Source organism: Marinobacter sp. (assembly GCF_965229985.1).
Lineage (GTDB): Bacteria > Pseudomonadota > Gammaproteobacteria > Pseudomonadales > Oleiphilaceae > Marinobacter.
In genome coordinates, this window is the sequence record NZ_OZ245935.1 from 3,290,155 (window position 1) to 3,315,113 (window position 24,959).

The window sequence follows — 24,959 nt, forward strand, 5'->3', positions numbered from 1 at the left end:
AAACTCCAAACCATGTTCCGTCAACGCGGCGGTCAGCTCCGCCTGACAGAAGCGCTGGCTCGGGGCTTTAGCCGGTACCAGTTCTATCAGCTTCGGGACGAGGGGCTGATTGAGCCGGTCAGCCGTGGCCTTTACCGGCTGGCGGACCTGCCCTCAATAGAGAACCCGGATCTGGTGGCTGCCGCTACCCGTTTTCCCAATGCGGTGCTTTGTCTGATTTCCGCGCTGGCCTGGCACGACATTACTACACAGATTCCCCATCAGGTGCATCTGGCGGTGGAGCGGGATGCCCGTTTGCCGGTGCTGGATTATCCGCCGGTAGCCGGGTACCGGTTCTCCGGGCGGGCCTTTAGTGAAGGCATTGAACAGGTTGACGTGGATGCCATCACCCTGAACGTCTACAACCCTGAGAAAACCCTGGCCGACTGTTTCAAGTTCCGGAATCGAATCGGCATGGATGTGGTTCTGGAGGCGTTGGATCTATACCGCACCCGCAAAAACTTCCGTCCAGGCAAACTGATGGAATATGCCAGAATCTGCAGGGTCGCCAATGTCATGGCACCCTACTTGGAAGCCAAGCTGTGAACAGAATCATCCTGGCGATGGAATTAAAAGAGTGAAAGGAGATCACGGTGGCACAAAACACTGCTGCGTCCGTTCGGCAGAGATTGCTGAATAAGTCCCGGGAAGAAAAGCGCCGCTTTGATGAACTGCTGCAGTATTACGCCATGGAGCGGTTTCTTTACCGGTTGTATTTCGATGTAAAGCTGCTGGCAGGCTGCTGAATTCGGGACCTGGGTGAGTGGCAGCTATGCATTATTCTGAAATCTTTGCGCCATTTATCCGCAATGAGGTCGAGCTTTCAGCTGGCCCCTGGAAGGTAATAAGCGATTGAGCTTGGCCGTTCGGTACAATAAATACGGTTCTAAAGTCCCCCTGAACTACTCCAAATACCTGAGCTTCGGGAATTTGCTCCATCCAAATTGGTTTACTTGAACCCTGATTGGCACTCTCAAAAAGCGTCGTTGAGGTGTCAATCGCTGAACTTGAGCTTACTGTACTTGGAATCTCCTCCGATCTGACAAAACCTACGACCCGGTTGTTTCTCAAAAATACAAGCTCGCCATCCCTCATCTTCACAGAGGAGAACATCTTTTCTGGTACTTCTATAGCTAGTTCGCTGTATGGTTGAATGACCAATGACGATTGGGATGCGCAGCCGGAGAGAAGAAGTAAAAATGATAAAGCTAGGGCTATCCTTGCCATGGTGGGAGTCTCATCTCAATGTCGTTTCGATAGAGGATCTGAACTGGCCAGAACGAACAGTTCGGCAAAGCCAGCTTACCTTCACTTCGTTCTGCAAAAAAGGTTTCCCTGCCTCGCGAATCAGGCGTAAAGCCCATTTTGTGATCCTGCGTGTTGGTCGTAGTAGGTCCTGTGGAGACGGAACAGCATCAACCCATCTACTACAATCGACGGTTTCCACGAGCATATGGGCGATAGCGCGCGCGGTTTCTTCGGTTACGCTGCTTTCAGTGAATCCTGAAGCAACAGAATGGCCGTAGAACGCCTTAATGATGGCTCTGATTTTATCAATGTCTTCGGCCGACAATTGACTATCCATTTTTTTCATCCCTGCAAAAGCAGAAGGACCCCTGCGGGGCCCTTCTGGCGTGATTACGCCTCGATCGGCGAACGCCAGTCGTCAGCACCGGAAGTACCGGCAACGGCGTGTTCCCAGGTTACCTTGCGGTAGGACAGGGAAACGGTGACCAGCTGAGTGAAGTCGGCGTTCCCGGCGTCCTGGCAGTGGGGCATGTTGCAGTTGATGTCGATGATGGTGGCATCTTCGAGGATGGTGGAGAAGAAGTGCTCCTGCTTGCCCTCAACGGAGGTGCGGTACCATTTCAGCTCGACCTTGGGCAGCATCTCGCCGGAGGCCAGGGCGTTGTACATCAGCGGGGTGGCTTTGTTCAAGGCGGAGGTGAACTTGAACGGCTTGTGCACGCGCTGTCCGGAAGGCTGACCGGACTGGGGGTCGGTCGGTACGGTAACGACGTGGCTGAATTCCTGAACCAGCACTTCGTCTTCGTGGCCTTCCACGTAGATGTTGCCGACGGAATCGGAAGTGAATGCGCCGGCAGTGATGTTGCCCTGGGTTTGGCCTTCGATACTGATATAACAAGGAGTTGGCATAGTCTGCTCCATGACTTGTGAATGAATAGTGTCCCCGGGGTGTTCCCTGGACGCCGAGTTTCAGTACAAAGCCTGTGCCAGAAGAGATAATTGTATTGAAAACAGTGGGTTGGCGTTTTTCTCGGAGATGCTCAGGGATTGCCAGGCAATCCCGCGCCCGAACGCCAGGCGACGGATTGCTGGCTGGGCAAGAATTTGCTCGGGCAATGCCGCTTCAGCCCAGGCCGAGGGCTGCCAGCAATGCCAGGAGCAATAACCCGGATACACCCTGCCAGAAGGCCACGGGATTGCGCTCCATTAATGGCGGCCGATGACGCTTGTGCCAATCGACGGGAGGGTGTCGCAAGTTGTACAGGTATTCCGAGAGCGCTGGATAGCGTCTGTGGGCCTGGGGGTGAACCGCTTTTTCGATGGCATCGTCGACCCACCCGGGCAGACTCTCCCGGAACTGTCGAGCAGGCTGATATTTCAGGTTTCTAAGCTGGTTTCGGCTGTGGATTTTAGGTACATCCGGGCCGTAGGGTAGCTGGCCGGTGAGCAGCTGGTAGGTAATCACGCCCAGGGAGAACTGGTCTGATAACCAGCTGCCTGGCTCGCCGAGAAAGGTCTCCGGAGCACTGTAAAGCGCTGCTCCCCGAGGAACGGCCTGCTCGCCGATATCAGAGTCCTCCAGGCCGGCGATCCGGGTGGCACCGAAATCAATCAGCGTGACGGTACCATGAGTATCCACCAGCACGTTGTCCGGTTTCAGGTCCTGGTGCACCATTTCAAGCCGGTGAAAAGCCCGCAAGCCTTTACCGATCTGCTCGACGAGATCACGCACGGTTTCAAGTGCCGGGGCCGGGTTATCCAGCATCCATTGCCGAAGAGTACGGCCTTCCACGAACTCGGTGGCCTGGTAGAGAACGCTGGGGTGGCGGTCTGGTCGGAACGGCCTGACAACATGGTCGCTGTTGATTCGCCGGGCAATCCACTGCTCGGTGGAGAATTGTTCCAGATAGACCGGATCGTGCCGCTGTTCCAGTGATGGCATCTTCAGCACCACCCGGGTTTCGGTTTCCTCATCCACGGCCAGGTAGACGTGGCTACGGCTGCTGGCATGAATCTGCCTCAGAATCCGGTAGCCGTCCAGACGGTGTCCCGGCTGCAGTTCCGGCGCAAACGGTAGCCTGGCCAGCTCGTGAAACAACTCGCTGCTTTCCCGCGCTGAAGGTACCGAGTCGATCCGAATGATCTGGGCCGTCAGGTTGTCGGTGCTGCCCCGTTCGAGGGCTGTGGCTGCCAGCTGGCGGGCGGCGGCGTCCAGGTCATCGGCAGATTCCCGAATGATGCGGGCCATGGTTCGCTCGTCCAGGTGTTCATGGATGCCGTCGGTGGTCAGCAGGAACGTGTCGCCGGGTTGGATCGGCAGGCTTTGATAATCGATGTCCAGTTGATTGCCGATGCCCATGGCGCGGCTCAGGCAGCTGTCTTCCCGGGAGAGCCAGAGCCGGTGATCGGTGCTGAGCTGTTCCAGCTGGTCGTGGTGAACCCGGTAGATGCGGGCATCGCCAATGTGAAACAGATGCGCGGTGGCGGACCTGAGCACCATCACGCTCAGGGTGCAGACATACCCGCGGTCGCGGTCATAGCAATATTGGCTTTGCCGGGTCTGGGCGTGGAGCCAGGCATTGGTTGCCCGTAATACCCGTTGGGCGGATTGTTTTACCGACCAGCTTTCCGGGGTGGAAAAGTAGTCGCTGAGAAAACCCGCAACGGCGGACTCGCTGGCAATCTGACTGACATTGCTGGAGCTGATGCCGTCGGCGATAGCTACGGCGATGCCCTTGGTAATCAGCTGATGGCTCGTCGGCACCAACAACCCGTGGAAGTCCTGGTTTACTGGCTTTGCGCCGGCGTCAGAGTACTGGCCGGCGGAAATGGCAAGGGACCTGGTCATTGAGAACTGGAGTTTCCCCGATAAACGAAAAAGCAACTCCGGCGGGTGCGGCAGCCGGAGTTGCAGGAATACCCGGCTTAGTTGGTGCGGGCCAGGGTAGCGTCGCTGTAGGCTGCTGCAATCTTGCGCTTGGGTGCGGTGCGCACGTGGGTGGTGTAGAGGGTAAGGCCGGTAAAGGCCAGGCCGCCCACCAGGTTACCCAGCACGGTGGGAATCTCGTTCCACCACAGGTAGTCCATCACTGAGAACTCGCCGCCCATGATGATGGCGGAAGGGAACAGGAACATGTTCACGATGGAGTGCTCGAAGCCCATGAAGAAGAACAGCATGATCGGCATCCACATGGCCAGTACCTTGCCACTGACGCTTGTGGAAATCATGGCGCCAACCACGCCCATGGATACCATCCAGTTGCACAGCATGCCGCGAATGAAAATGGTGGCCCAGCCGGCAGCCCCGAACTCCGCGTAGCCAAGCGTACGCGCTTCGCCAACACTGGCGATCTTCGCGCCAACGGCACCCGGGTCGGTATTGAAACCATAGGTGAAGATAAAGGCCATCATGAAGGCGACGGTCAGCGCGCCGCCCAGGTTGCCAAGGAATACCCAGCCCCAGTTGCGCAGTATGGCTGCCGGGGTTACGCCGGGGCGCTTATCAAGCAATGCCAGGGGTGTAAGCATGAACACGCCGGTCAGCAGGTCAAAGCCCATCAGGTAGAGCATGCAAAACCCGATCGGGAACAGGATAGCGCCGATCAAAAAGACTCCGGTCTCGACCGCTACAGTGATGGCAAACGCTGCAGCCAGCGCCAGAATGGCGCCGGCCATGAAAGCCCGGATGAGGGTATCCCGGGTGGACATATAAATTTTGGATTCGCCGGCGTCGACCATTTTGGTGACGAATTCCGAAGGCACGATGTAAGACATAGTGTTTTCCTCTGACTTCTATCGGATGACCAGACTTTTGAAACGGCCATAAAAAAACGGCGATACCCGCTGCCTGCAATCTGCAGGTGCAAGTAGACGCCGTCGTCTGAATGAATCTGTCGCTGTGAACAGAACCGACATTGGTTCCGCTGTCTAAGAAGTTGCAGAGACTGTGCCAGAATCGCAGGTTGCCAGGAAACCGGAATTAAATCAGAAGGGTAAGAGTTTTCGTGCTGTGGTTGCCGGGCTCGGCAGAAGAGGCGACCTCCGCTCTCACGCACCCGAACGGTGCGTTCCCATTAACCGCTGCTGCAACCTGGCGCAGCAGGGCAACGTCTCAGCGAAGGCTGAACCGCACGGGCAAGGCATAGCGGAATTTCTGTCCTGCAATTGCTTCCGGCACTGATGGCAGAGGCGCCGCCTGTTCGAGCATGGCCAGCGCTGACTCGTCCAGAAGCTGATGTCCGGAGCTGGTTCTCAGGCTGTGGGCCACCAGGGATCCGTCCCTTTGAAACTCGAACACAATCACGGGTGTGCCTTCCTGGCCAAGGCGCCTCGCCCTGCGTGGATATTCATAGTATCGGGCAAGATGGCGGCTGAGTTTGGACAGGTAATTATCCACTTCCGATCTAACGCCAGCGTTTTGCAGTGCAACGGTCGCCTGTGACTGTTTCTCTGTTGCAGTCTCTGCCGGATCACCGCTCGGTGTTTCCGCTTCCGCGACCTCTTCGGCAACCTCTGGCTCGGGCGTTGGTTCCGTCACCGGTTCAGGTTCCGGCTCAGGTTCCGGTTCTGGCTCGGGCTCGGGCTCAGGCTCGGGCTTGGGCTTGGGTTCGGGCTTGGGTTCGGGCTTGGGTTCAGGTGCAGGCTGTGGCTTCGGCTCTGGTTTTGGCTTTGGCGCGGCGTCGGGTTTCGGCGCGGGTTCGCCAGCCAGCTTGATTCGGATGGCTGGCGCTGTGTTGACCGCGGATTCGCCCAGGGTGTTGAGTTCCACCGTCTCTTCGGGAGCGGCGATCGCCAGGGCGACGAAGGTCACTACGATTGCGAGCAGCAGAAGTGCCCACCGGAAGGGCGGCTTTTGCGGCATCATCGGGCGGGCTCCGTCAACAGCAGGATATCCTGGTATCCGCCCTGCTCCAGCAAGCGGAAGAGTGTTTCCAGGTCTGCCATGGTGATGCTCTCGGCAGCGGCAATTTTCAGGGGCTGCTGGCCATCAGGTTCCGGCAGCCTGGCAACCAGGGATTCCTTGTTGAGCAGCTCACCGTCGACCTTCCAGTCTCCGTTGGCGCTTACAATCATGTCCGCATGAGGAGACTGACGGTCTTCGCCCTGCTCGGTGGCGGGCAATTCGGGCAGTGGGTCATCGGCAAGCTGGCCGGCAACGATGAAAAACATCAACAGCAGGAAGACCAGGTTGATCAACGGCAGAAGCGCATCCTCCACGCGTTCCATCAGGGTTTTGCCGGAGGTAAACGGAGGTGGAACCAGATCGCTCATGGTGTCGTTGCGTTTGTCCGCTTCCAGTGAGTGTCGATGCCGCTGTCAGTCAAAGCGCTAAGGGCCGCGGTAAAAGCTCCCAGGGGTGTGTCGCCCGTTGTTGAGAGGTTCACTTCGGTGGTACCGGCTTCAGACAGCTCGGTGACCAGGCGCTCCAGGGGTAACGTCTGGCCCTGCCATCTTACGTCGCCGTTGGCCGTGACCGTCAGCTCTGGTAGCGGTTCTCCGGTGACCGGACTGCGGCTCGACGTGTTATTGGCCAATTCCAGGTAGTCCACAGGCAATAGCCGGGTGGTCAGCATAAAGAACACCAGGAGAATGAAGACCACATCGATCAGGGGCGTGATCCGGATTGGAATCGGACGGTTTGGCCTTGGCTCAACCAGTTGCATGGGCGAATCGCTGACCCCGGGCGGTTGAGTAACGGTCGGGCTCGTCGACGGCGGTTTCGGCGGCACGCTGGCTTTCCGGCGACCGGTAATCTGCTTCAACGGCGTCCAGAGTCTGCTCCGGCACGATATGCAGAATCGAAACCAGTGTGCTGTTGATGGTCTTGTGGATGCGTCGCAGCCGGAACTCGATCCATGCAGCCAGTGCAGCAAACGGTATGGCCACTACCAGGCCCGCGGCTGTAGTGGTCAGGGCTTCGTAAATACCGCCACTGAGTTGGGTGGCATTGGCACGGCCTTCGGTAGCAGCCATGGCGCTGAAGGCCTCCATCATGCCCAGTACGGTTCCCAGCAGGCCGAGAAGAGGGGCCAGGGCTGCGATGACTTCGATGATCTTCAACGGTGCCTCGAACGGCTCCAGGGCATGTTGGGCATCCCGTGCGGCGGTTTCCCGGATCTGCCGGTCGTCCTGATCGTTCTGAATGGCCTCTATCGTATCGGTGACAAGACGCTGCAGCGGATTCATCCGCCCCCAGCGGCCTGCCTGATGTCGCACTTCTGACGGCCGTATCGACGCCGGATTATTCTGCCAGTTCATTACGGTTTTTTTAAGCTGACCGGACAAACGGGGCGCATAAAGGGTTCCGATAAGCATCAGATACACGAAGGTAACGAAGCCAATGATCGCGAGCACCACCAGCACCAGCATCACAGGGCCGCCCATATCAATAACTTGCGCGAGCGGGCCGGTATTCAGAGGCGAGAGGATGTCCGTCATGAGAGGAGTTCTCAATGTGCAAAAGTGGAACTAAATAATAACGATTATCATTGAATTTGCAAGCCTGTAATCTGACTACAGCACCCCCTCTGTTAGACTTAAGTCATGCATAAGAACCACCAATAAGAGCTTAAAACGGAGGTCAGATCATTACTGGTTGTCGAATCCGCTGCGGAGTCTGGAAGTCATGCTGATCAAGCGATGGTTGGGCAGCCTGGCGAATCGGGCCGTTGCTCTGGTGGTTGTCGCGATCATACTGACGGCCTTGCTGGTAACCGTCGCCGGTTTCTTGCTGAGCCGTTCTGAACTGGAACAGCAGGCCCGGAACCAGGTGGAAACCATTGCCACCCTGATTGCCGGGGAGCTGGATGACAAGCTCGCCCTGCGTCTCGAAGCACTCAACCACGTGGCCCAGAACCTGACCATGTCCAGCGATGTTCTGGACGCAAGGGCCAGGGTTCTGATTCGTCGGCAAACGGCCCTGGAGCATCTGTTTGATGCGGTCTACCTGATGGATGAAAAGGGCCTGGTTATTGCCGAGCATCCAGAAGATTACCGACAGGCGGGGCTGAATGTCAGCGACCGGGAGTATTTTCGCCGGATTTCCTCCACGCTCACGCCGGTGATCAGCGAACCCTATATTTCCAACTATCAGGAAAAGCCGGCCATCATGGTGGCTGCGCCGATCTTCGACCACCGCCAACGTTTCATTGGTGTGCTTGGCGGTGCCATTGCCCTGGATGGAAACAATTTTCTTGATCAGTTTATCAACATCCGCATAGGAACTACCGGTTATCTCGGAGTGGCAACCCGCAGTGGTTTTGTGGTGGTCAGTCAAAGGGACGACGAGGCCATGGCGCCGGTGCGGGTAGCGAATCCTGTGCTCCGGGATGCCATGGAGGGGTTTGAAGGCACGCTGGAGACTAACAGCGGCGAGGGTGAACGAACCATCATGTCGGTGCAGCAGCTTACCCAGGTGCCCTGGTTCGTATCAGCTTCCTGGCCGGCTCGAGAAGCGCTGGCGCCGATTACCCGCACTGTGGATGCCTTCTTATGGATTCTGCTGGTGGTGATCCTGTTGATCGCACCTATTGCACTGTGGCGCTTCCGGCGACTGATGGCGCCGCTCAAAACACTGGGCAGCCAGATCCGCGAGCGCCACCTTGGTATGCGCTCCGATCCGGTGGACGTCGCCGGAGGCAAGGAAATCCGCCAGGTCGCAGAAATCTTTAATACCGTGACCGATGAGCGGGACGAGGTTCTGGTATCGCTTGCTGAAAGAGAGGCTTTTTTCCGTTCCCTCACCCAGAGCGCGCCTATCGGCATCGTCCAGACCGACGTTCTGGGCCGTATCGAATTTGCCAACCCGGCTTTCGAGGCCATCGTCGGCCGGCCTGCAGAAGAACTCACTTACAGTTACCTGGCCAATCGAGTGCATAACACCGACAGACAGGAGGCGATTGCCGGCTGGAAAAATGCGATCAGGAACCAGAGCGTTTTCCGGGGCCGGTTAAGGTTGGAATCCCCTGCTCCGGATCAGGTGATCTGGGGGGATGTGATGACGGCAGCAATTCAGACGCCGGAAAAGGCCCTCGGTACCATCACGGTAGTTCGGGATATTTCCCATGAGCTGGAGGTAGAAGAGGCGCTCAGGACGGAGCAGCAGCGCGCCGAGACGATTCTTCGCGTCCTACAGGAAGGCGTTCTCATGGTAGACGTCGAGGGTGTGATCCGGTTTGCCAACGATGCCGCCTGTCGGCTGCTGGGAACAGAGGGTGAGTGCTTACTCAGGAACTTTTTCCAGCTGGTCACCATTGAAACTGAAGAGCGGGAATTGACAGCGCAGGAGTTCCTGTCCGGAGAAGATCTGGACAGTCTTTACGTGACTCTGCGGAACTCGCTGGGTGTGCCATTCCCGATTGATCTCACTATGTTGCACATTCGTCAGGGTCGCGAGGATGAGCGCCTGGTGTTCGTGTTACGGGATGACAGCGACCGCCGCCGGCAGGAGGAACGGCTGTCCTGGGAGGCAACCCACGACAGTCTGACTCAGTTACTCAACCGGCGGGCGTTCAACGCCTCGCTGGTCCGATGTCTGGGAGAAGCCGATCGCCAGGACGTCCGTTCGGTACTGATGCTCATTGATCTCGACTACTTCAAACCGGTAAACGATGAAGGTGGGCACCTGCTGGGCGACGATCTGCTCAAACGGCTGGCGGACCTGTTCAAGGACTCGGTTCGCCAGTCCGATACCGTGGCCAGGCTTGGCGGGGATGAGTTTGGCATTATTTTGCCCGCCTGTGGCATGGCAAGGGCGCAGGCTCTGGCGGAACGGATCCGCGCGGATGTTGAGGCTCTTCGCATTGAGCATGACGGCCGGTCATTCGGTGTAACCACGAGTATCGGCCTGACGGAACTGACACCGGAAGACAGCGGCCCCCGGGAGGTTATGGCCCGGGCGGATGAGGGTAGCTACATCGCCAAATCCCGGGGACGTAACAGGGTTGTTGTGGTTCCGTCACCACCAGCCGGCTGAGAGATTGGCCTGCCATAGCAGGCGGATCGCAAGCGCGGTCAGCACGATATTGAAGATCAGTGTGAACTTCCGGTTGCTAAGGGAACTGAGTACATGGAGCCCGAGCCAGGTGCCGGCGAAGCCGCAGGCGATCATTGCAAGGATAAACGGGAGCCACTCAAAGAACATGAAACCCGCCGCCCCGAACACCAGCGCCTTGGGCGCATGTTGCAGCGTCATGGCGGTGGCGAAGGTGGCCACGGTTTTGAACCTGTCGGTGTGAATCTGCTTGATGAACGCCGCAACCAGCGGCCCGGTGGCGCCCACGAACAGGCTGACAAAACTGGTCAGGGCCGAGGCCAGAAACACCCCGGGGGCACCGAAGGCACCCTTTGGTAGTGCCGGCCCCCAGCAAAGATAGAGAACGAACAGGGCGATGGTCAGCTGCCAGATGTGGGCCGGAAGATTCACCAGTAGCCAGGCGCCCAGCGCCGCCCCTGCGATCACACCGGGCAGGAACGCGGCAATCACCCGCCAGTCTACGTGCCGCCAGGTCAGTGCCGCCCGGCCAACATTGGAGCCCAACTGGATCATGCCATGAACCGGGATGATGGCCGCAGGCGGCATCCAGCTGGCCATCAGTACCAGCAGCAGAACGCCGCCACCGGCGCCTAGGCTGGCGGTGATCATCGAAGTAATGGTGGAGCTGGCAAGCAGGAAAACGGCGACCGGGAGGCTCAGGCTTTCGGGTATCAGTTGGTTGAGTACTTCCATTCACAGAATTCCGTTGATTTGAGTTTGGCCGTGCGACACAGGGCCTCGGTTGCCAGCTGAACGTCGGCCACATAGTAGAGCGATGCAAGACCGAGGCGGTCCCGCCCCAGGTTGTGAAAAATCAGGCCGAAGGCAATATCGCCGGCGGTAAAGCGTTCATGGTTGGCGGCAAAATACTCGGCTGGCTGTGCCAGCACCGGGTCGTCCAGCAGCGCCTGGACCCGTCCGGCGCCGCCATGATAGGCCTGAACCAGCAGGAGGGTGAATAATCGGTCCCTTTTGGCATCAGGCAAATGGCCGAAACGTTGCTGGAAAACCGGTGCCAGATTGCGGGCATTCTGGTTCATCAAACGCAGGGCGCAATCGATCTGTGCCAGCCGGTGCCAGTAATTGTCGGGAGCGATCTCGCAGTCGGACAGGGCGGCGGGTGAAAGCTGCAGGATTCCCCTGGCGTTTGCCCGGGAATGGGCTCTTGCCTGGGCTCCACTTTCAATCAGGATCTGGCCGGCCAGATATCGGGGCAAGGCTTGCGGCAGGGTCAGGCGGTTCTGGTTGTTGCGGTGTTCGTATACGTAGATCAGAGCGTCATGCAGGCTTTCCGGAGCACTACTGTCGGCAAAGTTGAGGTCGTCCCAGGCGCCCCAGATCCGGTCTGCCGGCAGGGTGCCAAGATAGCGGGCAACGGCTTCATCGACGTTTACGTGGGGCTGGTCGCAGGAAAGGGCGAACGGATAGCCTGTCTGGCCGGTCTCTCCGGCAACCCAGTCTTCCACCTTGCCATTCTCATACAATGATTTCCGGGTTGCGTTCAGCAGTCGCTGGGTGGTGTCGCGGTCGTCACCGTCACTGATCCAGGCCAGAAACCGGCCGCGCATGTCGTACAGAACGTGGCGATCGGCACTGGCGCAATAGCCGGATTCCTTCAATACCCAGCGTCTGATGGTGAGAATGTTTTCAAACACCCCCTGGCTGACCCAATAGGGCGAGGAACGGACGACGCGGGTCCAGTCGCTGTCGTCACTGGTGGCTGGCGGCGTTCCCTGGGCGGCAACGGTCACCGATGCCGCCAGGATGAAAATCACGGCAAGCTGGCGTAAGCTCTTGAGAATTCTGACCATAGACGTTATACCCGTGACCTTCCTCAAAACAGAATAACAAATGGAACCTGCCATGAAGCAATCTGAATACCTACGTTACGATGCTACTGCACTCGCTGATCTTGTCCGTCGGGGCGAGGTCACTTCAAGGGAAGTATGCGAGGCGGCCGTGGAACGGGCAACCCGAGTGAACGGCACGCTGAACGCGATCTGCTATCCCCAGTTCTCCGAAGCGCCAGCCCAGCGTTTCCCCGAGCAGGCCGTTTTTGCCGGCGTCCCTCTGCTGCTAAAGGACCTTGCCCAGGAACAGGCTGGGCACCCGTGCACCTATGGCAGTCGCGGGATGACAAAGAATTTTGCGTCCCAGGACTCGGAATTCGTCCGTCGGGCCCGGGACGGCGGTCTGGTTTTCCTGGGGCGAACCGCCACGCCGGAGTTTGGTCTGAAAGCGGTTACCGAATCTGAGCTCTGGGGGCCAACCCGTAACCCCTGGAACACGCAGCTAACCCCGGGTGGATCCAGCGGTGGCTCCGGCGCGGCGGTCGCCGCTGGCATTGTGCCCATGGCGGGCGCCAACGACGGCGGCGGCTCCATCCGCATTCCTGCAGCCTATAACGGCCTGTTTGGCCTTAAGCCATCCCGCGGTCGCATTTCCTCGGGGCCGTTTATGGGCGAAGCCTGGACCGGGGCATCCACAGATCATGTGGTCAGCCGAACGGTCAGAGACAGTGCGGCGATGCTGGATGTGCTCAACGGGCCGGCGCCAGGCGATCCGTTCGAGATTCCTGCGTCGTCTGCGGCCTACGCGGAACTGATGCAGCGGTCTCCGGGCAGCCTGAGAATCGGCGTGTTCACGTCATCCCCATACAATACAGAGGTTGCGCCGGAGTGCATTGCTGCTGTGGAGGAAACGGCCCGGGTTCTTGAGAATCTCGGTCACAGAGTTGAGTACGCTGCGCCGGAATTCGACGGAATGGCTCTTGCCCGCTGCTACCTGGGCCTGTATTTCGGCGAAGTGTCGGCGCTGATGGCGAAGGCGAAAGAGCAGTTCGGCGCTACCGACAGCGATTTCGAGCTGGATACCCGGCTGATCGGCATGCTTGGAGAGACCATGCCGCTCTCCGATTATGTCCGCCGCCGCCAGCAGTGGAACGATTTTGCCAGGGCGCTGGGCGCGTTCTTCGGGAGTTACGATCTATACCTCAGCCCTGCGACCGGGCAATTGCCGGCGGCCATCGGTGAACTGGAAACGCCGGCCCATCTCAAGTTTGCAGCACGCCTGATGCTGAAATTGAAGGCCGGTAAACTGGTGCATCGTTCTGGACAGGTGGACCAGATGGCCCTGGAAAGCCTGGCGCGAACGCCGTTTACCCAGCTGGCCAACCTTACCGGGACACCTGCCATGTCTGTGCCGATGCACTGGACTGCCGAAGGTTTGCCGGTGGGGGTGCAGTTCGGCGGGCCCCACGGCGCCGAAGCGACCCTGCTTCAGTTGGCGGGCCAACTGGAAGAGGCAAACCCCTGGTTCGGCAATTATGAAAAACTTGAGGACGCGTTTTGAGTTATCCGGGGTTGTGATCCGGCTGGGGAAACTCCACGTTTATCTTTGTAGCCGGAACAGGCTATGCTGTTAGTCAGGAAGACCCCTTCTTCCTGAACGACCCTGATGGCATCGAGGAGGCGAGCGTATTATGAACCAACCGATGGCAATCGATGAACTGGTATCAGTAGCACAGGCCGAGGCCATGGGGGAGTTAGACGCCCCGATGATGGCCATTGTTCTGTCCAGCGAGCAAAGCTACGACTTGCCCATCAATTCCCTTGAAACCGATGCCGACAAGGCCCGCTGGGGGTTGATCCTCCGCGCCGCCCGCGAGCATGTTGAAGCGGATGCCGTGGCCGTGCTGTACCCGGCCTGGACCACCATCCGTCACAAGAAACCTGAAGTGGAAGCCGAAGCGGCCCCAGAAGCGGTTGAGGAAGAAGCGGAGGGTGCAGACGATTCAGACGGACCTATAGACACCCTGTTCGTGCAGCTGCACACCAGGGACCATGTTTACTGGCGGGGTTTTGAACAGATTCGGGACCCCAAGCACCAGCGCATCATCGGCTTCCGCCGCATCAAGGCGCTGTCCACCGATTACAAACGCGACGAAGCGCCCTCCGTTGCCTCCTGGCTGAGCACGCTGTTCGAGCCGTTGCCCGAAGAAGGTGAAGAGACCACCGTAGATCGCGAGCTGGCCGACCTGCTGGAAGAGCCGGAAGTCAGCGCAGCGCTCTATCCGCGTCAGATGCGAGCTCTTCACTAAGGTCATCCGGTGCGCGCTCAGAACAGGGGCGCGCGCTGGACAACCCAGAACAGACTGATAGCACCTATTGCTGCCAGCATCACTGGCACGCCGCCCTTTTGATACACCCGTTTTTTGCCCAGGTAATACAGCACCGGGAATCCCACCACGAGCAGCGCCAGCTGACCGAGTTCCACACCGAGGTTGAAACCTGCCAGCGCCACCGCCAACCCGGATACGCCACTGGTGAGATCGCCCAGAACACTGGCGAATCCAAAACCGTGCACCAGTCCAAATCCGAACGCCAGCTTCCAGGTTTTGTGCCCGAGAATCGGCCAGGCCACGTTCAATGCTGCCAAGCTGATGGAAAGTGCGATAACCGTTTCCACCCATGCGATGGGCAGTGAAACGATATCGAGGGCGGCCAGCGCCAGCGTGATGGAGTGCGCCGCGGTAAATGCCGTGATAATGCCGGCCAGTTCAAGCAGGCGGCCCCGTAAGGCTCTCGACCGCCCGCTGGGTACCTGGTTTTTGGGAAAGGACAGCGTTGCCGGAATAATCAGAACGAGCAGGAACAGAATGTGGTCGAGCCCGATCAGCAGGTGGATGACACCCTGATAGACAAACGTTGCGAATACACTGAAATAGCCCGGGTTCTCCGTGCCTGTCAGATCCAGCGTTCGGGAATCCGGTCCCAGTGCGGCCAGACGTGTCTGACCATCATAGTCAAGGCTCACCAGGCCCCGGTGCAGAGCATCCTGTTCAAACAGCAGGTTGTACTCCAGCGCTCTCGGCGGCTCACCATCGGGGCACTGAATAGCGTAACGGGCGGCGGAATAGAATCCGTCACTGTGCTCGCTGATGCCCCATTTCTTGCCGGCCAGATTGCAGTTGCCACTGCTGTTCGAAAAGGTCAGGGCAGATTCCACGGTTCGCGTGATCTCGGGTCTTGCCTGTCGCAGTTCCTGACCCGATACCTGACGATCGCCGTTGCGATCAATGCTTGTCAGCAGCGCGAGGTCACGTAGTGCAACATCGATTCGAAGCTCGGTCGGGCCGTTGTCCAGGTAAAGAAAGCTGTCGCTTGCCTTGTGTGCCGCTGCCATCCCACTGGCGGATACCAGCGTCACTGTAAGCAAAGCAAGCCAGATTCCTCGTGTGACCTTCATTGTTTGAACTCCGGATAGCGGGCATCGCTCTGCCCCAGGTCTTTGAGCCAGTCCCTGACTCTCTGGTATTGGACTTTGTCGCCTGCGGCGAGGGCCGATCTCAGTAACAGTCGTGTGTCCTGCGGCTCCCTCTGGCTCTCCCAATTTTTTGTTGCGAGTCTCAGCGCCTCTTCCGTCTGGTTTTCGATATCCAGCTCGAATCGGGCAACATCCCTGGCATGTAATAAAGCGCCTCGCCAGCGGGCCTCTTCAAACCGTTGCCGTAAACGACTGTTCAGTTCGTTACTGCCGGGGTGGCCCATGCGCTCCATGGCGATGGCCCGAATTACGGCGAGTGTGTCGACGGCATCGAACCCCTGGGTGAGCCTCAAAACCTGCTCGAAGTGGCCTCTCTCAAGGTGCCAATCGGCGAGCTGGGCCCGGACATAAAGGTCGTTCGGTGTCGCCTTCACTACTCTTTGCCAATGCACTTTGGCCTCAGGCAATCCCGCCTGGGCAGCGATGTCCCCGAGAGTGCCCTCGGCCCAGAGTCGGCTGGTGGAATCGGCAGGCTGGCGGTTTATCGACTCGGCGAGTTGTGACGCAAGATTCCGATAGGCTTTTTCAGGGTCGGCGGTCCTCGCCTGCACGGAAGCCAGGCAGCTCTGGGCTATCAGGCCCGGATAGGCAGACTGAAGTGCCCGACAATGCTGCTCAGCCTCCTTGTAACGACCTTGAACCAGCTCAAGGTTGGCCAGGGTCAGGCGAGCCTGGATACGTTGCTGTTTGTCCGAAGGGCTGGAGATTACCCGTTCAAGATCGGAGCGGGCGGAATCAAATTGGTGCAGGCTCTGGCGCAAAGTCGCCCGGAGGACCCGCAGACGGTCAGTCAGCTGTTCTTCCGGCCAGCGATTGACCAGTGTCTGGGCATACCCCAGGTATCTAGGGTCGCCACTGGCCCTGGCCTGTGTGATCAGTATTTTCAGCCGGTCCCCGGCCTCCTCGGGCGATTCCGTCTCCCGTAAGACCTCGGCAGCAGAGCGGGGTAATTCGGTCAGTACCTGACCATCCCCGAAGTCGGTGATAATTGGATCAGGCGCGGCCTGCGCCTGAAAGGCCGCGAATGTGGCGATCAACCAAAAAGGCCTGCCCCGAAGGGCAGGCAGGGAAAAGACCGGCCCGAGACAACGGGAAAACCGGCCACCTGGAGGTTTATTGAAGCAGGTCATCGAAAGCCTGTGGATTGTTCTGGTCATTGAAACTCAGGTCGATCCCGTTGACGTTCGCCGGCTGGGCGTCGTCGGTTGTCCGGGCGAACTGGGTTTTAACAAACTCCGTGAAATCGACGGTCGGAGCCGGCGACTCCGCTCGGCTGTTCGACCCATCGAAGCAGCCGGCCATGAATAGCGCCATCGCGCAGATCGCCGTGACCTTTGTGAATAATTTCATAGCCATCTCCCGGTTATTCGTTGGGTGAACCGGCGATTGGTGTCGCCAGGTAAGGGAACGACTCGTAGTCCGCAGGCAGGCTGGCAGGATCTGCTGCCAACTGGACGCCGTCTGTGTACTCGAGGCTGCCATCGGGCGCATCGGCAGGGTCTGCCAGTACACCCATGGCGACCCGAAGTGCGATGTCGACGGTGTCATCGTAAGGCCGGCGGCCATTCGGGAAGCCGGCGTTATCACCGGCCAGAACACCGAGGTCGTTCTGGCTGTCCAGAGGGGTTGGCGCAATGGCGGGCGTCAGTCGCAGCATCTCGGAGGCGGTTACGCCAACGGGCATATTGACGCCGGGCACGCCGGTCAGGAAGGCCGTGACCAGATCGTTGCGCGGAAAGTTGTTCGGCGCGGTCACGGGGAACAGCACTTCCAGAAGCTCTGGCAGTGTCGGGTGAGTCACATAGGTGGCGAACTGGCCGTCGTCCTTGGGTTCGCTGGCGTTGAAACGGTCTTTGTCCTTGAGGCCGATAACCACTTCGTTAACCAGCGGCATGCCCAGGCGGGAAACCTGGGTGTAGGCACCACCTTCAACGGTTGCGCCACGGCTTTCCGTACTGGGGGCAGGATTGATGATGCGTGCCTGACGAACGCTCGCCGTTGTCCAGGCACCAATGACCGGCTGGCCGTTGGAATTCATAGCGGTGCCGGTCAGGCACTCGGTGGGCACTTCCAGGGCAAAGGAGGTCACGTTCTTGTCGGCCAGATCACCGGGACCTTCTCCATCCCGGGCGCCCAGGGGGTTGGTGTTCACCAGGTCGAAAATTTCGCCCAGGTTTACCGCAAACGCCTCCTGGCGCTGGCCGACAAACACACGACCGTTGGTGCCGCAGCCGGGAATGGCGATATCAAACACGTGCTGGCCGGCGTAACTGGCGTAATCACCAAAGGACTTTGCACCTATGTTGTCCAACGGTTTATCGAAAGTTTCAGTGCCCGTGTTCACGTTGGTGGCGGCTTGCACGGCGCCCGTGCGGCGATCGCCGGAAATGACGTCCACCGAGTAGGTTTGTCGCAACTGAACGTTGCCGGCGTCACTTGCGTCGCCAATGTTCTTGAGGGGTACAGACACCATCCGCTGGTCGCCATCCGGCCCGACCGGCAACTGAATATCGTTCAGGCTATCTTCCAGCTGAAAACGGAACGTCAGATCCTCAACGGCATCGCCGTCGTTGTCGACGTGAATCTCATAGATGGCATCGTCGTCCAGATCAAAATAGTTGGGACCGCCATAGGCGTCCTGCAGAGGCAGGTAATTGGCAATAAGGGTCACAAAATCCGCCCTGCCGGACTCGTAGCTCCGAAACATGTAGAAGTCGGTGCCATCGACTTTCGGGATTTCTGTGATGAAGGGCGCTTCGCGGTGGCTCGATGCCTGGACCAGGCCGGTGGCGAGGCAGCTTCCGGCCACGGCGATAGCGAGGCTGGACCCTTTCAGAATTGTTTTCATGTCGCTTTCCTCTCTGTGTTTGGGTTCGTCGGAGGAAGGAACGAGCGGGCCCGTTGAAAAGTTGCAGTCGTTGGGAAAATTCTTTTCGGCATCCGCGCAACTTCTGCTCGCGTGCGCCCGTACCTGGGGCATTAACCATAACAACGAGGGTGTTTATGGCTTCTGTCGAGGTAAATCAGGACGAGTTGTTGCGGCTTTTGCGTTCCGTGGCGAGGAAGGACCGACAAGCGTTCCAACAACTCTACAGCCAGGTGGCGGCGAGAATGTTCGGCCTTTGCGTCAAACTGGCGAACCATCGAGAGCTTGCGGAAGAAGCGATGCAGGAGAGCTTCATCCAGATCTGGCATCACGCTGGCGAATACCACCGCGACCGGGGTGCGCCGCTGGCCTGGATGATGACCATTGCCCGGTACCGCACTCTCGATCTGATGCGCGCCCGGAAAGTGCGGCAGACGGCCGGCGATGAGCACCTTGAACAGGTTGAGGACAGGCGTGCTGGACCTCTGGACGATTCGTTGCGCACCTCCGGTTCGGCCCAGCTGACCGGCTGCCTGGAAGAACTCAGCGATGTGCAGCGGGACAGCATCCTGCTCGCCTATTACCGGGGCTTCACTCACGATGAGCTGTCGGAAACCCTGAACTCTCCGGTAGGCACCGTGAAGAGCTGGATCCGAAGGGGACTTATGGCGCTTAAGAGGTGTCTTGAACGATGAGAAAATCACCTGAACGCGTAGAAATGCTTGCCGCGGAATATGTTCTGGGATCCCTCGAAGGCCCTGCCCGTCTCCGCTTTGAAGGATGGATGATGGAGTCAGGCCGGGTACGCCAGGAAGTCTGGTTCTGGGAGCAGCAGTTGGGCGCGTTATCGACGGCCACACCGCAGGAAACCCCACCGCCCCGCGTATGGTCAGACATCCAGAGGCGGTTGTGGCCGGAACAGGCCACAACCACAGCGGCGTCCTCAGCAAAAGCCGGTTGGTTCTGGCCAGGCTGGGGCTTGATGGCAACCGCTGCGGCGGTTCTTTTCGCGGTTCTGTTGCTGCAGCAGCCGTCCCCGGGTGTGGAGCGACCCTTGTTGGCCGGAGCAATCATCAAGGCCGATATGGGCGATCCGCTGTGGCTGTTGAGTGAAACCGGTGGTGGCAACCTGCTGAAATTGCGCTCTGTTGCCGCAGGCACCGCCGAGTCAGGCAAGGATTATGAGCTCTGGGTTGTTCCGGAGGATGGTGAGCCACTCTCTCTCGGGGTCCTCCCGGCGGGTGACACTCATGAGGTGGCGCTGTCGGATGAAGCCCAAAGCTCTTTGACCCGCAGCCGGACCCTGGCGATCAGTCTTGAACCCGAAGGCGGTTCACCGACAGGATCCCCAACCGGGCCGATTCTGCATGTCACCAGGCTCTACGAGCTCTGAGTGGATGCTAATGGGTAGAGAGTAAGGTCAGGCACAGCTGCGCGTTCTGAATAAAGTGGCCGAACGCTGATAACTGCTCTTTTGAGGGCACGTAGGCGCCGGCCGCATTGTCAGCATAGAACAGACCGATCAGCCGGCCGTTTGCCTTGATTGGACCAATCAGCGCAGGTACTTTGCCGAGCCACCGATCATAAGCCACGCCTTCGGAGTTTGGATTGGGTTCGTAGATGCTGCAGTGGGCATGGGGCAGAAGCGAACCCAGTGGCCCGGTGCCGTCCTTGGGGATAACGAAGTGCTGACGCCATTCCTCGGTGCCGCGACCGCCGAGTTTTCGGGGCACCAGTTCGTTGCCGGTGCGGTCACTCATTAACAGAGCCACCCGCTGCATACCGATTGCCCGGTGGATTCCCTCTATCACCAACTGGCAAACCTCGTTGATGTCGGGTTTCTCGGCCAGGCAATGGCTTAATTCACGCAGGATTTCCAGCTGAAGTTCCGCATCCATGTCCGGAGCCTTTGCTCCGGTGTCGCCTAATTTGCCCTCGGCACCCGGCATCATGGCGGTAACCTGTGGAATGCCCAGAGAGACCGCAACGCGAGTCGCTTCCGAGGCATTCACCTTCAGCTGGTCTCGAACCACGGCCGGGCTCTCACCGATGTCCTTGCCCAGGCGTTCCAGCACCTTGTCCATGTCCGGACCGCTCCAGCCCTGCTCGGATAGTCGGGCCATATCCACGGAATTGCGCACCAGGCTGGAGGCCATGGAGATGGCCTGCCCCGGCGAGACAACATCCTTGATAAAAGGCCCCAGGGACCAGGCATCCACAAGGCCCCGGGTGATTTCGGTAAAGGTTGAGTGCAGCACGGCCTTCTGGGCTTCAACCGGCGGCTCCTCAAGCCGCAGGCGCTCTTCCAGTTCTGAGGCCTGATCGGTTTCGCAGGACCAGAAGGCCAGCTCGCCGATGTTCATCAGCAGCGCTCCGATAAACACCTCTTCAAGCGCGGTCTCGTTGCGTTTCGGCATCAGACACCGGGCCTGGACAGCGGCATGGATCGCCCGGGCCAGGCAGCGCAAAAGGTGGGGACGGTCGTTCCGTTTCAGCAGGGTGTCGACGATCAGTGAGGAAATCGCCATGGACTTCACCGCGTCGAAGCCGATCAGGGTGATAGCCCGGCTAACCGTGCTGACCTGGGTTCGGGTCTGGTTGTAGAACACGGTATTGGACAGCCGCAGAACCTGGGAGGTGAGCTGGGCATCGTTGAGAATCACGTTGGCCAGCTCGTTGACTGTGCTGTTCTGGCTATCGGTCAGCTCATTAATGCGTCGAAGCGTATTGGCCAGTACCGGCAGCTCGACTTTGCTGAGATAGGTAACCCATGCCTGGGTGGAGTTCATCCTTGAGGGCGTTGGTTGTTTTTCGTCGGTCACGTTGGTGAGTCTCTGGGCAGCGCGTCTCTGAAAGAGCTCCGGGGAAATGTAAGGTTCTTTTGTGATCCAAGTTTAGTTCAGTGGGGTGTCCGGTGTCAGGTAACCGTTTGTGTAGGGATATCTACCCACACTGAGAATCATTCCGGAATTCGGGTTTGTCGACCGTTTGGGCTATAATCGCCGGTTTTAACGCTGCACCCACAAGGCGCTGACCGTGATTGTATTTGACCAGGTACAGAAGTCGTATCAGGTAGGCGGCCGGGCGATCCCCGCGCTGCATCCCACCGATATGACCATTGAAACCGGCGAGGTATTCGGCATCGTTGGCCATTCCGGCGCCGGCAAATCGACGCTGGTGCGTCTGATCAATCTGCTGGAACCACCCACCGGCGGCCGAATTCTGATCGATGACGAGAACATCACCGACTACAACGCCGCCGAGCTTCGCGCTTTTCGCCGCAAAGTGGGAATGATCTTCCAGCACTTCAACCTGCTGTCGTCGAAGACCGTGGCGGACAACATTGCCTTCCCCATGAAGCTGGCAGGCATCTACTCGAAGACCGAAATCCGGGATCGCGTCGAAGAACTGCTGGCCCGGGTCAGCCTTACCGACCACGCCAACAAATACCCGTCGCAGCTCTCCGGCGGCCAGAAACAGCGAGTGGGCATTGCCCGCGCGCTCGCGTGCCGGCCTACGATCCTGCTCTGCGACGAAGCCACCAGCGCCCTGGACCCGCAAACCACTCAGTCGGTTCTGAAGCTGCTGGCGGACATCAACCGTGAACTGGGTCTGACCATCGTCCTGATCACCCATGAAATGGACGTGGTACGCCGCGTCTGCGACCGGGTTGCTGTTATGGACGCCGGTGAGGTGGTGGAAATGGGGCCGGTCAGCGAGGTGTTCCTGCACCCGAAACACCCGACCACCCGGGACTTCGTATTCGAAAGCGAGAGCATTGACCGGGACGAACTGCAGGAAGACCTGAGCAAAGCCGACGGCCGGATCCTGCGCCTGACGTTCAAGGGCGAATCCACCTACAAGCCCCTTTTGGGCAGCGTCGCCCGGGAATCCGGCGTGGATTTCAGCATCCTCTCCGGCCGAATCGACCACATCAAGGACACACCCTACGGCCAGCTGACCCTGTCACTGGTGGGCGGTGATCTCGAGGTGGCCATGCAGGCGCTGAAAGCCGCCGACGTTCACGTGGAGGTGCTGCGCTGATGGAAGCCCTGTTGAGTAATGTAGACTGGAGCGAAATCGGCTGGGCCAGCTGGGATACCCTGGTAATGGTGGGTATGTCCCTGCTGTTCAGTGTCCTGATCGGCCTGCCGATCGGTGTCCTGCTGTTCCTGTTCGGCAAACGCCAGCTGCTGGAACAGCCGGTGGCCTATGCGGTGCTGTCGTTCGTGGTGAACGTGCTCCGTTCTGTGCCGTTCATCATCCTGCTGATCGTAATGATCCCGTTTACCGTAATGCTGATCGGTACATCATTGGGCGTGGCCGGCGCGATTCCGCCATTGGTGGCTGGCGGTGCACCGTTCTTCGCCCGACTGGTGGAAACCTCCCTGCGGGAAGTGGACCGCGGCATCATCGAAGCTACCCAGGCGATGGGTGCGAGCGTTAAACAGATCATCTTCGGAGCTCTGTTACCGGAAGCGCTGCCAGGCATCATTGCCGGTATCACGGTTACCGCGATCACTCTGGTGTCCTATGCGGCCATGTCCGGCGTTATTGGTGGCGGTGGTTTGGGCGACCTGGCCATCCGCTTCGGCTATCAACGATTCCAGACGGACGTTATGGTCATTACAGTCGCGCTACTGGTTATTTTTGTCCAAGTTCTACAGATGGTCGGCGACCGTCTCGTGCTGTATTTCAGCCGAAAATAGAAAAGCTGGGTATAGGCTGGCGGGCGGTCTGAAGCTCCTTCCGAAAACGTGGAGCGCCAGGGATGGCGCGACCGAGCCCTACAGGGACGTATTTACGGGCGTTTTTCGGAAGGGGACTCCGACCGACCGCAGGCCGTACTCCCAACCCGAATTCATTCGTTCAAGATATCCAATAGGAGAATCGATCTATGAATCTGAAGAAAACACTTGCAGCACTGGCTGCAGCAGCCACTTTCTCCGGCGCCGTTGCTGCCGAAGAACTTTCCGTGGCCGCCACACCGGTTCCCCACGCAGAGATCCTTGAGTTTGTGAAGCCACAGCTGGCGGAACAGGGCGTGGAACTGGACGTGAAGGTATTCACCGATTACATCCAGCCGAATATCCAGGTGGACCAGAAGCGGATGGACGCCAACTTCTTCCAGCACCAGCCGTACCTGGACGAGTTCAACGAAGGCCGTGGTACCAACCTGGTAACCGTGACCGGCGTTCACGTTGAGCCGTTTGGCGCCTACTCCAGCAAGATCGATTCGCTGGACGAGCTGAAAGAAGGTGCCGTAGTTGCCATTCCGAACGATCCCACCAACGGTGGCCGTGCACTGCTGCTCCTGCAGAAGGCCGGTGTGATCACCCTGAAGGACGAGAACAAGATCACTGCGACACCCCGTGATATTGCCCATAACCCGAAAAACCTGGACTTCAAAGAACTGGAAGCAGCCACCCTGCCCCGTATCCTGAACCAGGTGGACCTGGCGCTGATCAACACCAACTATGCGCTGGAAGCTGGATTGAACCCGTCTGAAGATGCGCTGGTGATCGAAGGCTCCGAGTCACCCTACGTGAATATCCTGGTGGCACGTCCGGACAACAAGGACAGCGAAGCCATGCAGAAGCTGGCTGCGGCGCTGAAGTCTGACGCGGTTCGAGACTTCATCATGGAGAAGTATGAAGGTGCCGTTGTTCCGGCATTCTGATAACTGAAGTATCGGGGTCAGATGAAAACGTTCATCTGAGCCCACTTCCACAAAAAAGGCCGGACAGCTGTTAAGCTGCCCGGCCTTTTTATTTGGCCTGGAGGCTGGTGATCAGTCACCGCTCCAGTTGGCTTTCGGGTCCGGTGTCATCCGCAGGTAGGATTTCACCGCCTTATAGCCTTTCGGGAAGCGCTGCTTGATTTCATCCTCATCCTGCAGGGACGGAACGATGACTACGTCACCGCCACGTTCCCAGTTGCCCGGGGTGGCGACCTTGTGCTCGTCGGTCAACTGCAGCGAATCGATTACCCGCAGAACTTCATTGAAGTTCCGACCGGTGCTGGCCGGGTAGGTAATCATCAGCCGTACTTTCTTGTTCGGGTCGATCACGAACAGCGAGCGCACGGTAAGGCTGCTGTCGGCATTCGGGTGAATCATGTCGTACAGCTGCGACACCTTGCGGTCGTGGTCCGCGATGATCGGAAAGTTCACCGAGCAACCCTGGGTTTCGTTGATGTCCTTGATCCACTCGTGGTGGGAATCGACCGGATCAACACTCAGGGCGATGGCCTTCACGCCGCGCTTGGCGAACTCGTCTTTCAGTTTGGCGGTCAGGCCCAGCTCCGTGGTGCAGACCGGGGTGAAATCCGCCGGGTGTGAAAACAATACACCCCAGCTGTCGCCCAGCCAGTCGTAAAACGAAATCTTCCCTTCACTGGAGTCCTGCTCAAAATCGGGTGCGGTATCTCCGAGACGTAAAGTCATGT

Annotated in this window: 27 protein-coding genes; 10 read left to right on the forward strand and 17 right to left on the reverse strand. The window is 58.7% G+C overall.

What is annotated here, in order from left to right; all coding sequences use genetic code 11:
• The first annotated feature begins 12 nt into the window (after window positions 1–12).
• Both ACO06L_RS14965 and ACO06L_RS14970 read left to right on the forward strand, forming a co-directional pair.
• A complete protein-coding gene (locus ACO06L_RS14965) occupies window positions 13–585 on the forward strand; it encodes a type IV toxin-antitoxin system AbiEi family antitoxin domain-containing protein (RefSeq protein WP_064229300.1) in 573 nt (190 codons plus the stop codon).
• Window positions 586–632: 47 nt separating this feature from the next.
• On the forward strand, window positions 633–785 hold the full coding sequence (locus tag ACO06L_RS14970; protein WP_227512796.1) for a hypothetical protein: 153 nt from the start codon (window positions 633–635) through the stop codon (window positions 783–785).
• Window positions 786–816: 31 nt separating this feature from the next.
• On the opposite strand, the gene ACO06L_RS14975 is transcribed toward ACO06L_RS14970, so the two are convergent.
• The 9 genes from ACO06L_RS14975 to ACO06L_RS15015 form a co-directional block, all read right to left on the reverse strand.
• Window positions 817–1,266, reverse strand: a complete 450-nt coding sequence (locus ACO06L_RS14975; protein ID WP_202346358.1) for a hypothetical protein — start codon at window positions 1,264–1,266, stop codon at window positions 817–819.
• Window positions 1,267–1,276: 10 nt separating this feature from the next.
• Window positions 1,277–1,624, reverse strand: coding sequence for a hypothetical protein (locus ACO06L_RS14980; protein ID WP_202346359.1), 348 nt, complete (start codon window positions 1,622–1,624; stop codon window positions 1,277–1,279).
• Between the two features lie 53 nt (window positions 1,625–1,677).
• Entirely contained in the window at window positions 1,678–2,196 is a 519-nt protein-coding gene (locus ACO06L_RS14985; protein ID WP_008176957.1) for an Hcp family type VI secretion system effector, read from the reverse strand.
• Window positions 2,197–2,410: 214 nt separating this feature from the next.
• Complete coding sequence (locus tag ACO06L_RS14990; RefSeq protein WP_202346360.1) at window positions 2,411–4,135, reverse strand: bifunctional protein-serine/threonine kinase/phosphatase; 1,725 nt, start codon at window positions 4,133–4,135, stop codon at window positions 2,411–2,413.
• 77 nt (window positions 4,136–4,212) lie between these two features.
• Window positions 4,213–5,061, reverse strand: coding sequence for a formate/nitrite transporter family protein (locus ACO06L_RS14995; protein WP_064229298.1), 849 nt, complete (start codon window positions 5,059–5,061; stop codon window positions 4,213–4,215).
• A gap of 337 nt (window positions 5,062–5,398) precedes the next feature.
• Window positions 5,399–6,151, reverse strand: coding sequence for an energy transducer TonB (locus ACO06L_RS15000; RefSeq protein WP_202346361.1), 753 nt, complete (start codon window positions 6,149–6,151; stop codon window positions 5,399–5,401).
• Window positions 6,148–6,558 (reverse strand): ExbD/TolR family protein, encoded by a 411-nt coding sequence (locus ACO06L_RS15005; RefSeq protein WP_064229296.1) that lies wholly within the window; start codon window positions 6,556–6,558, stop codon window positions 6,148–6,150. The genes ACO06L_RS15000 and ACO06L_RS15005 overlap by 4 nt, the downstream gene beginning before the upstream one ends.
• Window positions 6,555–6,950: an ExbD/TolR family protein gene (locus ACO06L_RS15010; protein ID WP_202346362.1), complete on the reverse strand. Its 396-nt coding sequence runs from the start codon at window positions 6,948–6,950 to the stop codon at window positions 6,555–6,557. The genes ACO06L_RS15005 and ACO06L_RS15010 overlap by 4 nt, the downstream gene beginning before the upstream one ends.
• Complete coding sequence (locus ACO06L_RS15015) at window positions 6,937–7,725, reverse strand: MotA/TolQ/ExbB proton channel family protein (protein ID WP_064229294.1); 789 nt, start codon at window positions 7,723–7,725, stop codon at window positions 6,937–6,939. Before ACO06L_RS15015 ends, ACO06L_RS15010 begins: the two co-directional genes overlap by 14 nt.
• A gap of 187 nt (window positions 7,726–7,912) precedes the next feature.
• On the opposite strand from ACO06L_RS15015, the gene ACO06L_RS15020 reads away from it, so the two are divergent.
• Window positions 7,913–10,261, forward strand: a complete 2,349-nt coding sequence (locus tag ACO06L_RS15020) for a sensor domain-containing diguanylate cyclase (protein ID WP_202346363.1) — start codon at window positions 7,913–7,915, stop codon at window positions 10,259–10,261.
• Here the strand turns inward: ACO06L_RS15020 and ACO06L_RS15025 are convergent.
• Window positions 10,244–11,014 (reverse strand): sulfite exporter TauE/SafE family protein, encoded by a 771-nt coding sequence (locus ACO06L_RS15025; RefSeq protein WP_202346364.1) that lies wholly within the window; start codon window positions 11,012–11,014, stop codon window positions 10,244–10,246. The two genes, ACO06L_RS15020 and ACO06L_RS15025, sit on opposite strands and share 18 nt — an antisense overlap.
• Window positions 10,993–12,132: a hypothetical protein gene (locus ACO06L_RS15030; protein ID WP_202346365.1), complete on the reverse strand. Its 1,140-nt coding sequence runs from the start codon at window positions 12,130–12,132 to the stop codon at window positions 10,993–10,995. Before ACO06L_RS15030 ends, ACO06L_RS15025 begins: the two co-directional genes overlap by 22 nt.
• A 52-nt stretch (window positions 12,133–12,184) precedes the next feature.
• Between ACO06L_RS15030 and ACO06L_RS15035 the strand changes: the two genes are divergently transcribed.
• Together ACO06L_RS15035 and ACO06L_RS15040 are read left to right on the forward strand one after the other, a co-directional pair.
• On the forward strand, window positions 12,185–13,672 hold the full coding sequence (locus ACO06L_RS15035; protein WP_227715689.1) for an amidase: 1,488 nt from the start codon (window positions 12,185–12,187) through the stop codon (window positions 13,670–13,672).
• A gap of 130 nt (window positions 13,673–13,802) precedes the next feature.
• Window positions 13,803–14,420 (forward strand): hypothetical protein, encoded by a 618-nt coding sequence (locus tag ACO06L_RS15040; protein WP_008176983.1) that lies wholly within the window; start codon window positions 13,803–13,805, stop codon window positions 14,418–14,420.
• Window positions 14,421–14,437: 17 nt separating this feature from the next.
• Here the strand turns inward: ACO06L_RS15040 and ACO06L_RS15045 are convergent, their stop codons facing one another.
• From ACO06L_RS15045 to ACO06L_RS15060, 4 genes are all read right to left on the reverse strand, one after another.
• Window positions 14,438–15,568 carry a HupE/UreJ family protein gene (locus ACO06L_RS15045; protein ID WP_227715690.1) on the reverse strand — a complete coding sequence of 377 codons (1,131 nt, stop codon included), beginning with the start codon at window positions 15,566–15,568 and terminating at the stop codon, window positions 14,438–14,440.
• Complete coding sequence (locus tag ACO06L_RS15050; RefSeq protein WP_202346367.1) at window positions 15,565–16,683, reverse strand: tetratricopeptide repeat protein; 1,119 nt, start codon at window positions 16,681–16,683, stop codon at window positions 15,565–15,567. The genes ACO06L_RS15045 and ACO06L_RS15050 overlap by 4 nt, the downstream gene beginning before the upstream one ends.
• 76 nt (window positions 16,684–16,759) lie before the next feature.
• Window positions 16,760–16,996: a hypothetical protein gene (locus ACO06L_RS15055; RefSeq protein ID WP_227715691.1), complete on the reverse strand. Its 237-nt coding sequence runs from the start codon at window positions 16,994–16,996 to the stop codon at window positions 16,760–16,762.
• 13 nt (window positions 16,997–17,009) lie between these two features.
• Window positions 17,010–18,494 carry a DUF4331 domain-containing protein gene (locus ACO06L_RS15060; protein WP_202346368.1) on the reverse strand — a complete coding sequence of 495 codons (1,485 nt, stop codon included), beginning with the start codon at window positions 18,492–18,494 and terminating at the stop codon, window positions 17,010–17,012.
• Between the two features lie 155 nt (window positions 18,495–18,649).
• On the opposite strand from ACO06L_RS15060, the gene ACO06L_RS15065 reads away from it, so the two are divergent.
• On the forward strand, window positions 18,650–19,207 hold the full coding sequence (locus tag ACO06L_RS15065) for a sigma-70 family RNA polymerase sigma factor (RefSeq protein ID WP_202346369.1): 558 nt from the start codon (window positions 18,650–18,652) through the stop codon (window positions 19,205–19,207).
• Complete coding sequence (locus ACO06L_RS15070) at window positions 19,204–19,905, forward strand: anti-sigma factor (RefSeq protein ID WP_202346370.1); 702 nt, start codon at window positions 19,204–19,206, stop codon at window positions 19,903–19,905. Before ACO06L_RS15065 ends, ACO06L_RS15070 begins: the two co-directional genes overlap by 4 nt.
• A 7-nt stretch (window positions 19,906–19,912) precedes the next feature.
• On the opposite strand, the gene ACO06L_RS15075 is transcribed toward ACO06L_RS15070, so the two are convergent.
• Complete coding sequence (locus tag ACO06L_RS15075) at window positions 19,913–21,334, reverse strand: HDOD domain-containing protein (RefSeq protein ID WP_202346371.1); 1,422 nt, start codon at window positions 21,332–21,334, stop codon at window positions 19,913–19,915.
• Between the two features lie 214 nt (window positions 21,335–21,548).
• Here ACO06L_RS15075 and ACO06L_RS15080 point away from each other — a divergent pair, with 214 nt between their 5' ends.
• The 3 genes from ACO06L_RS15080 (at window position 21,549) to ACO06L_RS15090 (ending at window position 24,192) form a co-directional block, all read left to right on the forward strand.
• Window positions 21,549–22,556, forward strand: a complete 1,008-nt coding sequence (locus ACO06L_RS15080; RefSeq protein WP_064229282.1) for a methionine ABC transporter ATP-binding protein — start codon at window positions 21,549–21,551, stop codon at window positions 22,554–22,556.
• Window positions 22,556–23,221 carry a methionine ABC transporter permease gene (locus ACO06L_RS15085; protein ID WP_202346372.1) on the forward strand — a complete coding sequence of 222 codons (666 nt, stop codon included), beginning with the start codon at window positions 22,556–22,558 and terminating at the stop codon, window positions 23,219–23,221. The genes ACO06L_RS15080 and ACO06L_RS15085 overlap by 1 nt, the downstream gene beginning before the upstream one ends.
• Window positions 23,222–23,409: 188 nt before the next feature.
• Window positions 23,410–24,192: a MetQ/NlpA family ABC transporter substrate-binding protein gene (locus tag ACO06L_RS15090; RefSeq protein ID WP_202346373.1), complete on the forward strand. Its 783-nt coding sequence runs from the start codon at window positions 23,410–23,412 to the stop codon at window positions 24,190–24,192.
• Between the two features lie 111 nt (window positions 24,193–24,303).
• Here the strand turns inward: ACO06L_RS15090 and ACO06L_RS15095 are convergent, their stop codons facing one another.
• A complete protein-coding gene (locus tag ACO06L_RS15095) occupies window positions 24,304–24,957 on the reverse strand; it encodes a peroxiredoxin (RefSeq protein WP_064229279.1) in 654 nt (217 codons plus the stop codon).
• Window positions 24,958–24,959 lie beyond the last annotated feature (2 nt).